Here is a 13,087-nt window from a genome sequence, read left to right as displayed (position 1 = left end):
GATCTGATTACAACTTCGCTTGCGCTGCCTGCTGCATGGTTTCAAGGGCGATCGTCGAGTGAGCGAAAGCAGCACCCGCACGCATTTCGGAGGCCACCCAGATCGCCTCCATAATTTCCTGTTCGCTCGCCCCGTGGCGCAATGCGCTTTGGGTATGGCCCTTGATGCAGTATGGGCACTGAGTGACATGGGCGACCGCCACGGCAATGATTTGTTTGACCTTGGCCGATAACGCCCCGTCGGCGAGTGCTTTCTTACTGAACTCCGCAAAGGCCTGGCTGATCTCGGGGGTCAGCTCCGATCGCTTCTGCGAGATTTCCTTGGATGGGTGCGGATACATGTGATTTTCCATTCGATCCTCCATGGCATGGCTATTTCGACTCTTTATGACAGACAACAGTGATTTGACCTTCGCCTTCAACATACGCGGCCTTAACTTCTTTCAAATCATCAATACCCTGCAGACGTAAATGTTCCATCAATTCATCTTCCGTCAAAAACTCACGCCGCATATTACGACGAATGAGTTGACCATTGCGTATGACTTGCAGCGAGGGTGCAGACACCAGACGCTCGATCAAGGGAAAATGAAAACTGAGGAAGTTGAAGAGGAAATTCCATCCCATCAGGATTGTGATGACAATCAAGCCATCGGTTACGGTCGAATATCCCCCCAGCGCATGGGCTGCGGCATCGGCGATCAGAAACAGGAAAACCAGGTCCATCGTAGCCAACTCACCTCCGATGCGTCGGGGCATAAGCCGCAGAAAGACCAGGATGGCAAAATATAAGGTGGATCCGCGCGCAAAAAGTTCAAGGAGCGGGGCTTCAGATGCAAAGATGCTGGACCAATTGTCGGGAAAGAATTTCACAGTATATTCTCAATCCATGAGGCGATGCACACGTCAGGGTACACGCCGGGCCTGTTTAAGAATATCCTGCATCTTACCTAACGCGGTACGGCTCCTTCCCGAAAAACCCCCATGTGCCGTGGCTCCCTGCATGAAAAAGCAATCACCACTGTATTATTTCCGCGACAGGTTTCAGCGATTTCCGTGGACACGTCATCATTGAAGCTGACTCTCATCTGTTTCCATTTTGGAACAACTTCTGCAAAAGGGGCCCATCATGAGACCGAGCTGATGAAGCTCAAAAATCCCTATTCCCATAGGAGACATCATGAAGTGTTGTCAGACGTTTGCCTTTATTCTGCCTTTGCTCGTTCCCATGGCCTGCCAGGGAAAAAAAGATGAGACCAGGTATCGTTACATCGAAAATCAAACCAATGTGGGCAAACCCCCTGATCAGCCCATCACCCCCACCTGCAAACCCGAACTTCAGGTTCTATGCAGTGAAATCCAGGCGAAGATTGATGCCAAGGAGCAGGAGGTCAAAACCCTTGCAGAAGCTGGCGATGTCAACGCTCTCTATGTGGCTCAGCTGGATCTCAATGAACTTATGGAGATTCGTGATTCCTACCTCAAAGGACAGCTCGATGTAACGTCCATTCAGGAGCGATACGCATCATTGCGGCAGATCCTGGCTGCCCATGATGAGGATGAGCCTATTTCCATTTCCTATCAAAAGGAAGAGACGGACGCCGTTCGTGAAGTTTTTGAAGCTTTTGGTGAACTGACGATCGATCCCGCGATCATTGCGGACAGCGCGACGGATCGGAGCAAAACGGTAACCTACAGCACGCCGGAAGGGGAAACCCCCTGGGCCGCCTACTGGTATCCCAAGCTTGGCAAGGAGATGTATGAGGGTGAAAATTCTCCTCTGTGGAAGCTGGATGCCTGGCTTGCCACCCAGGGCCTTGCAAGTCAATCGGTCGGCTGGGAGAATGAGCACTATGATAGCGGCGTAGCCGGATGGGAAGGTCTTTGCGATGCCTGGGCGATGGCCTCCATTCTGACCAGCGAACCGCAACGAGGCGTGACCGTGGATGGGATCACCTTCACAACCGCCGATCTCAAGGCCATCGCCATCAAATATTACGAAGGCTATAAGCCAAGGATTTTTGGTCGTCGCTATCAGGGCCTGGCGGCTACCGACGGACTGATTCAGGATTTGCGTCCTGAGGCGTTCCACCGCCTGATCGAGGAATTCCTGGGCCATCAAAAGAAACCCCTTATTATCGACGAGGAACCAGGTCCTGAAATCTGGTCGAAACCTCTCTTCCGCATGGCATTTAATATACATAAGGATCCCCACAAGCCTCAGGCTTTGATTGTCAAAGCCTTCCCTTGGATGATCCGCCAGCGGCCAGGGGTCAACGGTTCCTCAACCAGCCTGGCCTCGGATCTTGCGGCGCCAGCCTACGAATATCGTCTCTATTATGACGCCAGGCCTACGGCGGATGGCAGGCTGAAGATCCTGGCCGGTGAATGGCTGAGTTCGAGCGTAAACTTCCATCCTGATATGGTTTTCCTGCCCAACGGCATGGACAACAAGGATCAGCCCAATCCCGAGATTCATAAGCACGGTGACGCGATCCGAAAACTTTTGAAGCTGGCCGGGATGATCAAACCCTAATCCGGGTTTCATTCACGTGGGAGTTCGGGGACTATGGTTCCCGCTCTTCCCCGGAAAAAATTGCCTAAAGCTTCACGGGGTGCTGGACTTTCGGTAAAATGAAAGGGATGCCACGCCCGAGTGAATTGAGGCCTATATGAAATCCGTAGCAAAGTTCCTTCTTTCCATATCAATCCTGGAATCGATGGCACTCGCCAATGCCCCTGAGATTCGCTACTGCGCGAACGAAACCTCCGCGTTCTATTACTTAAACAAAGCCGGCACAGAAAAGAGCGAATTGCCTGGAATTCTCATCGATTTCATTCTCGACGTCGAAAAGAAGCTTGGCATTCCCGTGAAGATCGTTCGTCGGACCAGGCGGGCCTGTCGGACTTTGATCGAAGCGAATGAAGTCGATATCTATGGGCCGGTCGCCTATGAAGTCAGCCGGGATAAGGGCTGGGCCTATCCTCCGCTGAAGAACGGCGAGCCCGACCCACAGTATGCTTTTACAATGTCGGGTTATACCCTCTTTTATAATCCCGGCAGCACATTCAGTTGGACAGGCGAGCGTATTAGCGATCTGGCCAAATTCACGATTGGAGGACTGGAAGGCAACTCTGTGGTGGAAAACCTGCGGAGCGAAGGCATTCAGGTCCAGACTTTCAAATCAACGTCCGCCATGCTCAAACGTTTACAAAACAAGGAATTGGATGCCATCGCCGTCCACGACAATCAGGTGGAGCGCGTGACCGAAAAGATGGGCATCAAGCGACATGAAAAGACGCTCTACATGCGGGGATATTTCCTCGTGTTCTCGGACAAGTTTTATAGCAGCAACAAGGAACTGACAGAAAAAATCTGGAAGTTCAGCAGTGACTACATCAACACACCAGAAGGTCAAAAGGCCAAGAAGAAATACGATAGCCTGGAAGGCTTCTGATCAGCACGGGACGAGGCGCTACGTCTTGTCCCCGAGTCTCTTTCCCTCAACACATCCCCGCCTTATCCTGTCTTCAATCCATGACAGCTCCATTATTTGATTGTGAATCCGCACGCAGTTAGGCTATCAAACTTTTGCCTATACAGGCACTCTGGTCGGACACTTTCGAAATAGGAGCATGACTGTATGAGACTCACCCTCTTTTCATTTCTTTTTATCATCATCAGCTGTGGCAGTAAACCCGATGCAACGCCGGCATCGGAATCCCAACATTCCGTTCGATCAGAAACGGACGGCATCACCCTTTACGCCGAAAGCCTGGGACAAAAAACGGGACGCGTGCTCGTATCCAACGGAGTTCCTTTTGCGCCAGGTCGGGTCACATCCGTCTCGACCCTGGCCCTCTTCCAGGGGAACGAGGAAATCCCCGTTTTCATCAAACCCCTCGCTCAATGGCCTGACGGCTCCGTGCGATCCGTCCTTTTGCAATTTGAACATTCCGCCGACCAGCTTCCCGTGGAACTCACCTTAAGGCTCAAGACCAGTCCCTCAACGCCAGCCCGCGCCGCCGCTCCCATCCCCCGTGAACCCGCCGCTGTTGCCTTTCCTGATGCGGCGTATTTAACAGAAACCACAGCCTTCGGACCCCTGCTGCCAGCCGGGAGCGCCTCCGTTTTCCCGGACGCCCACCATCGCGAGCTGGTTGAAAATTACGACAAGAGGCAGCAGGAAGGCTTCGATCGGCTCAAGGGCTCGGAAGATTGGGGGAAGGATGCGCGCTTGGATGGTTACTACTCCACCAGCCTCAACTGGTATCTTCACTTCGTTCGAACGGGCAATCTCGAGGTTTTCTCCTGGGCCCGCCGTGAGCTGCTCCACTACCGTGAGGATCAAATCATTCAAAGCGGTCCGAATGCCGGTAAAATGAATGGCCGCAGGGAAACCCGCTACCTTTATCTTCGGGCTTTGGAAGCGGATTACCTTTTGACCGGCGATCCCGAAAACCTTCGGGTCGGCAAGCTCATGGCGGATTATCTGCTGAAAGCCACCGCCGTTGATTTCTTCTACTTCCCGAAAAACGGCCGCAAATTCTGGACGGAACGCGAAGTCGCCTTTCCCATTCTCGGGCTCATCACCTATGGCCGCATGAGCGGTGAAACGCAATATCTTGAGGCTGTCAAACCCCGCATCGAAAATCTCCTCAAGACCCAGGATCAATATCCGGATGGAGGCTGGATCCATAATCTTTATAACCACGATACCGAGGAATGTCCGGATGAGAATGCCTACGGTGGTTCACCGTTCATGACCGGTCTGCTCTTCGAGGCTCTGATCGCTTACCACGAATGGTTCGCTGATCCGCGCATCGTGGCGTCTGTAAAGAAAGCTGCGGACTGGCTCTACCGAACCGCCTGGCTGGATCGGGGTTTTGCGTATATGACGGCCTGCGGCTATCAAAATGGTGGCGGCTATCTTGAGGATTTGCGTGGCCCGCAGCCTGATCTCAACCTGTTGATCGTGCAAGGCTACGGCTTTGCATACTGGGCCGGTGGCAAGGATAAACGCTATCTCGAGATGGGCTGGGAGATCCTGGATAAGGGTGTAAACTTCGGCCATATCGGGAACAGAAAGCAGTTTAATCAGGCCTATCGCTCCAGCGGTCCCTTCCTCTGGTATGCGAAGCACTGACAACCAGAAAAACTGTCCAAGGCGCTGACACAGTCCGGGCCTTGGACAGGCCGCCTCCGCCAAACCCTCAATTTTTCAGGCCCACGGCAAGGCATGATTATTGCTGCCTAATACCGTCACATCAGGCACAGAACATTAGGAAATACCATGACGTCGAACAAAAAATCCTCCTCCCTGGAAATCCATGCGTCTGGAGTATTTCATGCGATGCCTGATTCCTGTTCTTGGCCTTTTGCTTCTGTTCAGTCTGGCGGCCTGTTCTAAAAAAAGTCCACCCAAACCCAAACCTGCACCATCTGTGACCTCACTGGATGGCGTTCCGCTTGGCGCTGATCTTGCCGGCGGCTTGCGAGCCAACCAGTATCAGGGACTGACCTGTGAGGACAGCACGACGCATCGCGGTCTGCGGGCCTGGCGTCGCCTGAGCAATGTAGAACTGGTCAACACCATCCAGGATGTTTTCGGCTCTATCGAGGCTGTGGACTTTGGTGAACTGGTCAACGATATTCCAAAACATGAAGCCTTCGATACCGTCATCACGCCTGAAAACTTTTTCAATAGCAATCGACTCAAAGGCTATCTGAAATTTGCCGAAACGCTCAGCAGCCGAGTCGACATCAAACGCCTCTTCCCTTGTGTGAGTGAGGGTGCCGGCTGTATCCGACAGACGATTCCCAAGGTGGGCGCTGATATCTGGCGCCGCCCCCTGGCCGAGGACGAGATCGCGCGTCTCGTCAGCCTCCATGAAACTCTGACTGCGGATGGAGCGGATCCGGAACAGGCCATGCGCTTTGTACTCCAGGCTCTGGTTCTCTCGCCGCATTTTCTCTATCGCCCGGAATTTGGTGAACTCCAGGCCGATGGCAGTTTTCTCCTGACCGACTGGGAAATCGCCTCCTCACTTTCCTATCTGCTCTGGCGGCGGCCACCCGATGCCGCCCTGCGGGCTGCGGCCCAGTCCGGGGCCTTGCGCAGTCCGGAAGGAGTCAAAAGCCAGGCGGAGCGTCTGATGGCCGATCCCAAAGCTCGCGAGGCGATGGCTGATTTCGCCGGCATGTGGCTGAATGCCGGCCGTGTTCAGACCGTGATGAAACCCCAGGCTCAGTTCACCGCTGATGTCAAAACCCGACTCGTGGATGAAGCCAAAAACTTTTTCGTCCATACCATGTTTGATGCTGAGGCCAAAACCTTTGATCATCTGATGAACGCCGATTATACGATCGGTGATGCCTCCGTCGGCTTTATCTATGGCAGCACACCCGGATCAGATGGACGTCTGCCCTTCGTTCAAAGTCAAAGGCGCGGTGTTCTGGGGCAGGCAGGATTTCTGGCGAGCCATGCGTTTCCAGACCAGCCAAACCCCATCATGCGCGGTGTTTTTGTGGCTGAACGTTTGCTCTGTGTTGGCTTTGTCCCGCCTCCTGCGGTCAATATTCCTGAACCCCAGGCGGGACTAAGCAACAAGGAACGCTTCCGCCGTCACTCGGAGATTCCGGCCTGCGCGTCCTGTCACGCCACCATTGATGCCCTCGGTTTTGCGCTGGAAAACTTTGATGCCATCGGCGTCTTCCGCGACACCGATGCCGGCCAACCCATCGTCGTGGATGGCAAGCTGCGGGTTGATGGTCAGGACGCGACGATCACCAGTCCCCAGAGTTTAAGCCAGCTTATCGGCAAATCCCGGCAGGGTCTCCAATGCTTCGTGAGGCAGAACTTTCGCTATGGTCTCGGTCGCATGGAATTTGCGCCACGGGACATCCTGGGTGCGGCCGTGAAAGCCAATGATTCGGTACAAAGTGAACTGGACCGTTGCCAGATCGAAGCCATAACGGCAGCCATGGAAGCTCAGGGCGGCAATCTCCGCAACGCCATCCTCGAACTGGTGGCCAGTCCTGCATTTCGCATACGCCTGATCGGTGAACCTGAACAATAACAAACCTGAAATCGGAGAATACTCCATGAAAATAAAAAACAGTGTCTCCCGTCGTCAATTGCTGGAATCCACCACGAGTGCGCTGCTTCTTCTGCCTCTCCTTAGGATATTCCGTGAAACCGAGGCGTATGGTCAGACAGCCAGCACCGCGCGGGCGCTCTTTGTGTATTTCCCCGCGGGTTCCTACAAGGATAGCTTCTGGCCCAAGGCGGCAGGCGGAGGACTGGGTCCCTTGCCGATCGTGACTTCGCCTTTGGAGCCGCACAAGGCGGACCTCACATTCTTCTCAGGCCTCTCCACGCGCGGGGAGTCCAATCACTACGGTGGGCCGCGCCAGGTCTTTGCCGGCTGGGGTGGCACCGGCACCGCGGGGGCGAATGCTGCACCCTACTCCCTGGATCAACTGCTGGCCGATCGGCTGGGTGGCAACACGCTGCGGCGTCTCGTGGCGCTTGGTGTCTATTCGAGTTTTGATGGCCAGAAGCCGGTTTCATTTCGCGACAACGGTCAACCTCAGCCGGCTCAGGACAATCCGGGTGCGGCGTTTGCCGACATCTTTGGAAGCTTCACGCCCAGCACGGGCGGTTCGGGGGCTCTGCGTCTCGCGCAGATCGACATTCAACAGGGCCGCAAACGCATCATCGATTTTATCCGTGATGATCTGCGCCAGGTAAAACGTAAACTGGGTCCCCTGGAAGGCTCGATGTTCGAAGCCCATGTGCTGGCACTGGATGATCTGAGCAAGGAGATCCAAAGGCAGGAATCCATCACCCAACAGACGGCGCCGGTGTCCAGCGTTTCCTGCAGTCCCAAGGCTCTGGAGAGTATGATTCCGACCGCCGGCAACGTCGATCCCAATAGCTGGCCGAAGTGGTATCACCGGACCGAAGCCACGGCCGCGATTAACAAGGTCAATCGTGAAATGCTGGTCCAGGCTCTGGCCTGCGGCATCACACGGGTGGGACTTCTGCAGTATGGCTTCTCGGATCTGGACCGGGAATTTGCCTTTGAAGGCAGTCCGGCATCCGGGATTGCCTATCACAGTCTTTCCCATGCGAACGGCATTGGCTTTCACAACATTCAAAAATCCATCATGGCTGAAGTGGCGACACTGATCACACAACTCAAGAGTGTGAAAATCGGTGACAAAACTCTATTCGATGAGACCCTCATGCTGGTCGCCAGTGATATGGGTGAGAATCCAAACAATCATGATGGTGTGAATATTCCAGCGTTTCTCGCCGGACGTTTGGGTGGGAAATTGCCGGGAGGGCGTCTGATCGAGTATGCCTACGATCAATATAACAGCAATGCCAACACACCCTGGAATCATCTGCTGGTAAGCGTTGCCCACCTGATGGGACAGACGGATGTCCAGTCGATCGGGAATGCCGCGTTCAGTGGTCCGCTCAAGGAACTCGTCGGCTGATACAAGGCATGATCCGTTGCGTGCGGATCATGCACTCTTCACGGCAGGCATCGCCAGCTTCCGCATGAGCAACCCGTCGGCGGTGGAGTGCATGACGTGAAAGCCGTTGCGTTCAAAAAATGCGACGCCAGATGGCGACACGGCTTCCGTAAGAATGCAGTCCGCATCCGGCAGCGCATGCAGAAGTTCGCAGGCAATGCTCTTGCGTTGCGATGAAGGCACGACGGCAATGCCGAAAATAAAGAGGGTCCTGCTGGCGGGACAGTAGAGGTCCACCATCTTGGATTCCTTAAAGTCGGGATCATCGGAAAAGCTGGGATCGATCGGCAGGTAGGTGAGAAAGCCGATCGTTTCATGCAGGACAAAACATTGATGTTGGATGATGAAATCCAAATCTTCAGCACGTATGCGCATATCCAAGGGAAAACACTGAGCTTCAATTGTACGAATACGTTCTACGGTCTGGCTCAAAGACGGGCTTATGTGTGTTGCCATGTTTCCAACATAAAGAAAAGGGACCTGATTGGTCCTTCCACTCTCGATTTTAACATGGAAATACCAGCCAAACCCAATACAGTCACTTTGACGCATAATGAGCCCAATGTTTCTTATATAGCCTATTTCGATAGCATCTGGTACATGCCCTCTGTTCACTCAAACTCGAGCGGAGAGACGCATGAAACACGCGCCCTATCAACTTTTGCTGGCTTGGATCCTGGCAGCCTGCGGTGCCAACAACCCTTCCCACCTGGCGGAAAGCACGGACCGCATGCCGTCGATCGCCGCTGCTCCGGCCCAGATTGCCGAAGCGGATTTTGAAAACCAATTCGACACTTATGTCCTGCCTCTCATGGCTCAGGGTGAATCCGCGTACTTCACCGGCGTGGGCGGCAAACAAATCCATTTCTTCCGTCTGGAGCATCCGAGCGCCAGAGCCGGCGTCGTGATAAGCCATGGCTTTGGGGAATCGATCCTCAAGTACCGCGAATCCATCTACAACCTTTATGCCCTCGGCTACTCGGTTTATATCTGGGAACACCGCGGTCACGCCCACTCTGATCGCCTTCTGGCGGATCGTTACAAGACCCATGTGGACGACTTCGACCACTATGTGGACGACATGCAAATCTTTATGAACACAAGGGTTCCTCACGATAAACCTTTGTTTCTCTTCGCCCACTCGATGGGTGGTGCCATCGCCCTCGCCTGGCTGGAACGCCATCCCGGTGTTTTCCAGGCGGCGGTGATGAATGCCCCGTTGCTCGAACTGAACACCGCCCCTTATCCAGGCTGGATCGCCCGAGGCCTCGCCGGTCTTCTGGATTTCGCGGGCCGTGATGAGGACTATGCTCCGGGTCAGAAAACTTTCACTCCTGAGGGCTGGGTCTTTGAAAAGGCCTCCACCAGCTCCCGCGTCCGCTTTGAACGCAACCGCACCGATAACCTGGCGGAAGACCTCGCTATGGGCGGCGTGACCGTCAAGTGGCTCCGCGAGACTTTAAAGGCGACCCGGCATTTGACCAAAAGGAATACCATCCGCCAGGTGACGACACCGATCCTGATGTTTCAGGCGGGTCGGGATACCTTTGTGAAGCCGGAAGCTCACGACCGCTTCTGCGCCCAGGCTGCGGACTGCACCCTGATCAAGGTCCAGGAAGCCCGTCATGAGATTTTCAATGAAACCGACGCGATCCGCCTTCCTTTCTGGGACAAGGCGGCTCAGTTTTACGAGTCACATCTTTAAGAAAATCCGGGCGTGAGGTAACGTGTTGGGGAGAACAGCTGGGAGGATGTCTCAATGTGCTACTCCGCCTTGGTAAAACGATGGACTGACAAAAACAGCGGATTGCCCATCATGGTGCGGAATCAGACGGATATCTTTGAACGGGCTTCCGCCGCCGATCCGAAGAAATTTCCCCCACTCCGCGAGCGGATTTTTCCGGGTTCCTATGGTCCTGTGATTCATCATGGCTCCGGTGACAAACTGGTATCCGAGCTGATGCGTTATGGGGCCTATCCCCCGCATAACATTCCAAATCCCAAAAAATATACAACCTTCAATGCCCGGCGTGACAATCTCCTGAGTCCTTTCTGGTCCGTGGGCTTTATGAAACATCATGGGTTTGTGGTGCTCGAAGCCTTTTATGAATGGGTGGCGGTGAAGGATGTCCTGCGAGCTGGAGTCGTGACGCTGGCCCAGGTCAAGGCGGAATTTGAAAAGCAGGCGGAGGAGCGCAAGGCCCGCATCCTGGCAGCCGGCAAGAAATATAAGCCGACGCCGACCGAACTCAAGGATCCCCGCTTAAGGCAGATCGTGATTGAATTCAAGCCGGATCATAACGAGCCGCTCCTGGTCCCCACCATCTTCTCCTATTCGGAGGAGGGGGAAGGTTTCGATGGCGGAAGGGATGTCGGCTTTTCGATCATCACCGATGTGCCGACGCCGGAAATTGAAAACGCCGGACATGACCGCTGCCCGGTGATTTTGAGTCGCAAGGAAATCGAGCTGTGGCTGAATCCAAAGTCGATGAGCGAGGAGGACTTTCTCGAGTTGCTCAATAATCGGAAAAAACCGGTCTTTGAACATCGACTGGCGGAGGCAGCTTAACGCGGCGGTTGATTGCGGTTCGCAACAGCAAACGGTGATGCCACGCTGAACTCAGTGCTCTTCCAAAAGCGGTTGAGTTTTTTCTCCTCATCTCCGTACATATACCCCATCAGGGCCACGGGACTGTTTTTTTGATCGATCAACCGGGCTGCCATGAATTTGCCGGCCTTGGTGCGAAACACAGTGCCGGTGGGTTTATCCGCCCAGCTGCTCATTTGCGTCGGTGGACTGCCGGCCTTATAAACCTTCGTCGCTGAGACGATGATCCGTTCCGCAAGGTTCGGAACATAGGAGATGGCAAAAGCGGACTGCCGCAGGGGAGAGATGGGATCAGGGCTGAAGGTCACCATCAGCGCATCATGGAAGCCAGGCGAACCCGGCGAGGTGATGGTCAGCTCCTGAGCGGCTATCTTCAGTTTCCCATCGACCCGACTGATCGAGACACCGGCCATGAAATTGGGCCGCAAACGCTGGGTCGGGGCCAGGAACTCAGCCCATTCCGCGCTCGATCCGGAATAACTCAAGGTCATTTCGGAAACGTCCACCCGGAACATCGCGGCCACCGTTTCCGGGGCCAGCATGGATTCATGGGAATGAAGGTAGCAGGCCACATCGCTCGGTCGTGGCGTGCACAGCAGAGCCGCCGTCGTCTCAATTTCATTGACCTTCCAGCTGTACATGACCCAATTGCGGCCCTGCAGGTCAGTCACCAGGGTGGACACGGCGGGCTTCCCGAGTGTGACATAAAACAGTTCCTCGTCGACGATCTTGCGCGGGATCACCCGGCCGGTGGACAGTATGGAATCCATCAGTTCCTTGGGATTGTTCACGAGGGCATCCAGTCTTTCACCGCGATTCCGGCCGATAAAAAACAGGGTTTTTTCCGCTATTTTTTGCTGAATGATTCGCCTTTTGGTGCGTCGGTAGCGTTCCAGTATGCCTTCGTCACCATCGACCATTGAAAGATCCTGATTGACGAATTTAACCTGAGTGAAGAAGGCTCCCTTTCGCGGATTGCGGTAATAAGCCTGAGCCGCCCTGGATTTCATGACTCCGTTTTTGAGCCAGGACGACTCATAGGCCCTGGCCATCTTCAAGAGGTGATCATTGGTGCCGGCCACCAAAAGCCGCAACCAAACCATCATGGGCATCGGCTGATTGCTGCTCATGAGCAGATCGCTCTTGGCGAACAGCGGCTGGACCACTTTGCTTTGATAGCCGAGGTCCTTCTCCACATATTCCAGTCTGGCCTTCAGTTTGGTCAACTCATTGAACGGCGTGGCGATGTTAAGGTTCTCGCCTTGAATCTTGCGGATCACAATGCCGATGGCCCTCCCGCTGTTATCGATCAATGGACCACCCGAGTTTCCAGGGCTCACCGGCGTGGAAAAGAAAATCTCATTCCATTCGCCGTTTTTCGGTTCCGGGGTCAGTGATGAGATCTGGCCACCACAGCGCAGACTGATGCCCTGCCCCAGCGCGTTACCGGGCACACAGACGTCATCACCGATGTTATAGGTCCTGGCCACCGAGATGGGAACTATGGTCTTCGGATAGGTTTTCAGTGTGAAACTGACGATATCAAAGCGGTTGGAATAAAGCGTCACCGTATCCACCGGGAAGATCTGACCGAAGATGTTGCGCACATAGAAATTTTGCGTGAAGGGCACAAAGTTCGCCTGGAAGACATGCGCGGCCGAGAAAAGCTCCCGATCATTGATAAACCAGGCTGTGCCTATGGAAATGAAGCGATCCGTTCTTTGCTTGAAGGGAATCTTTTGAAAAGGAATGGGACGGTTGAGCTCGGCCTGTGGATCCTTGGAGCGCTCGATGACCACTTCCATGACCGAATACTGAAAGGTTTTTTTGATAGGATTCGCCCAGCCCACTGATGAGCTGGCCCCACCCACGAGGGCCAAAGAGATGAACAGGCAGAATTTCTTGAGCATGTTTCACCTCCCCCACATAAGT

At 54.3% G+C, this 13,087-nt stretch carries 11 protein-coding genes; 7 read left to right on the top strand and 4 right to left on the bottom strand.

The genetic code is table 11. The features are described 5' to 3' along the window. Positions 1 to 7 precede the first annotated feature (7 nt). Positions 8 to 352, bottom strand: coding sequence for a carboxymuconolactone decarboxylase family protein (locus OLTU_RS05800; RefSeq protein WP_141731813.1), 345 nt, complete (start codon positions 350 to 352; stop codon positions 8 to 10). Positions 353 to 371: 19 nt separating this feature from the next. Next, complete coding sequence (locus OLTU_RS05795; protein ID WP_176736363.1) at positions 372 to 725, bottom strand: DUF421 domain-containing protein; 354 nt, start codon at positions 723 to 725, stop codon at positions 372 to 374. 454 nt (positions 726 to 1,179) lie between these two features. On the opposite strand from OLTU_RS05795, the gene OLTU_RS05790 reads away from it, so the two are divergent. The 5 genes from OLTU_RS05790 to OLTU_RS05770 all read left to right on the top strand — a co-directional run bounded on the left by OLTU_RS05790 (position 1,180) and on the right by OLTU_RS05770 (position 8,508). Then, complete coding sequence (locus OLTU_RS05790; protein ID WP_141731811.1) at positions 1,180 to 2,535, top strand: hypothetical protein; 1,356 nt, start codon at positions 1,180 to 1,182, stop codon at positions 2,533 to 2,535. Between the two features lie 136 nt (positions 2,536 to 2,671). Continuing rightward, positions 2,672 to 3,457 (top strand): substrate-binding periplasmic protein, encoded by a 786-nt coding sequence (locus OLTU_RS05785; RefSeq protein ID WP_141731810.1) that lies wholly within the window; start codon positions 2,672 to 2,674, stop codon positions 3,455 to 3,457. 186 nt (positions 3,458 to 3,643) lie between these two features. Then, the gene (locus tag OLTU_RS05780) at positions 3,644 to 5,146 is read left to right on the top strand and encodes an RIFT barrel domain-containing protein (RefSeq protein ID WP_141731809.1); all 1,503 of its coding nucleotides are present in this window, start codon (positions 3,644 to 3,646) and stop codon (positions 5,144 to 5,146) included. 202 nt (positions 5,147 to 5,348) lie between these two features. Beyond that, on the top strand, positions 5,349 to 7,079 hold the full coding sequence (locus tag OLTU_RS05775) for a DUF1592 domain-containing protein (RefSeq protein ID WP_176736362.1): 1,731 nt from the start codon (positions 5,349 to 5,351) through the stop codon (positions 7,077 to 7,079). 25 nt (positions 7,080 to 7,104) lie between these two features. After that, entirely contained in the window at positions 7,105 to 8,508 is a 1,404-nt protein-coding gene (locus tag OLTU_RS05770) for a DUF1552 domain-containing protein (protein WP_141731807.1), read from the top strand. A gap of 27 nt (positions 8,509 to 8,535) precedes the next feature. Here OLTU_RS05770 and OLTU_RS05765 read toward each other — a convergent pair whose 3' ends face one another. After that, positions 8,536 to 8,979: an N-acetyltransferase gene (locus tag OLTU_RS05765; protein ID WP_218109861.1), complete on the bottom strand. Its 444-nt coding sequence runs from the start codon at positions 8,977 to 8,979 to the stop codon at positions 8,536 to 8,538. A gap of 205 nt (positions 8,980 to 9,184) precedes the next feature. Here OLTU_RS05765 and OLTU_RS05760 point away from each other — a divergent pair, with 205 nt between their 5' ends. Beyond that, on the top strand, positions 9,185 to 10,252 hold the full coding sequence (locus OLTU_RS05760) for an alpha/beta fold hydrolase (protein WP_141731805.1): 1,068 nt from the start codon (positions 9,185 to 9,187) through the stop codon (positions 10,250 to 10,252). A 111-nt stretch (positions 10,253 to 10,363) separates the two neighbouring features. Beyond that, positions 10,364 to 11,116: an SOS response-associated peptidase family protein gene (locus OLTU_RS05755; protein ID WP_176736361.1), complete on the top strand. Its 753-nt coding sequence runs from the start codon at positions 10,364 to 10,366 to the stop codon at positions 11,114 to 11,116. Here the strand turns inward: OLTU_RS05755 and OLTU_RS05750 are convergent. Next, the gene (locus tag OLTU_RS05750) at positions 11,113 to 13,065 is read right to left on the bottom strand and encodes a S1 family peptidase (RefSeq protein ID WP_141731803.1); all 1,953 of its coding nucleotides are present in this window, start codon (positions 13,063 to 13,065) and stop codon (positions 11,113 to 11,115) included. The genes OLTU_RS05755 and OLTU_RS05750 overlap by 4 nt on opposite strands. Positions 13,066 to 13,087: the final 22 nt, after the last annotated feature.

It is taken from the genome of Oligoflexus tunisiensis, assembly GCF_001748245.1.
Taxonomy (GTDB): Bacteria; Bdellovibrionota_B; Oligoflexia; order Oligoflexales; family Oligoflexaceae; genus Oligoflexus; species Oligoflexus tunisiensis.
Note: the sequence above shows the minus strand (reverse complement) of the source record. Positions and strands in the feature narration are given on the sequence as shown.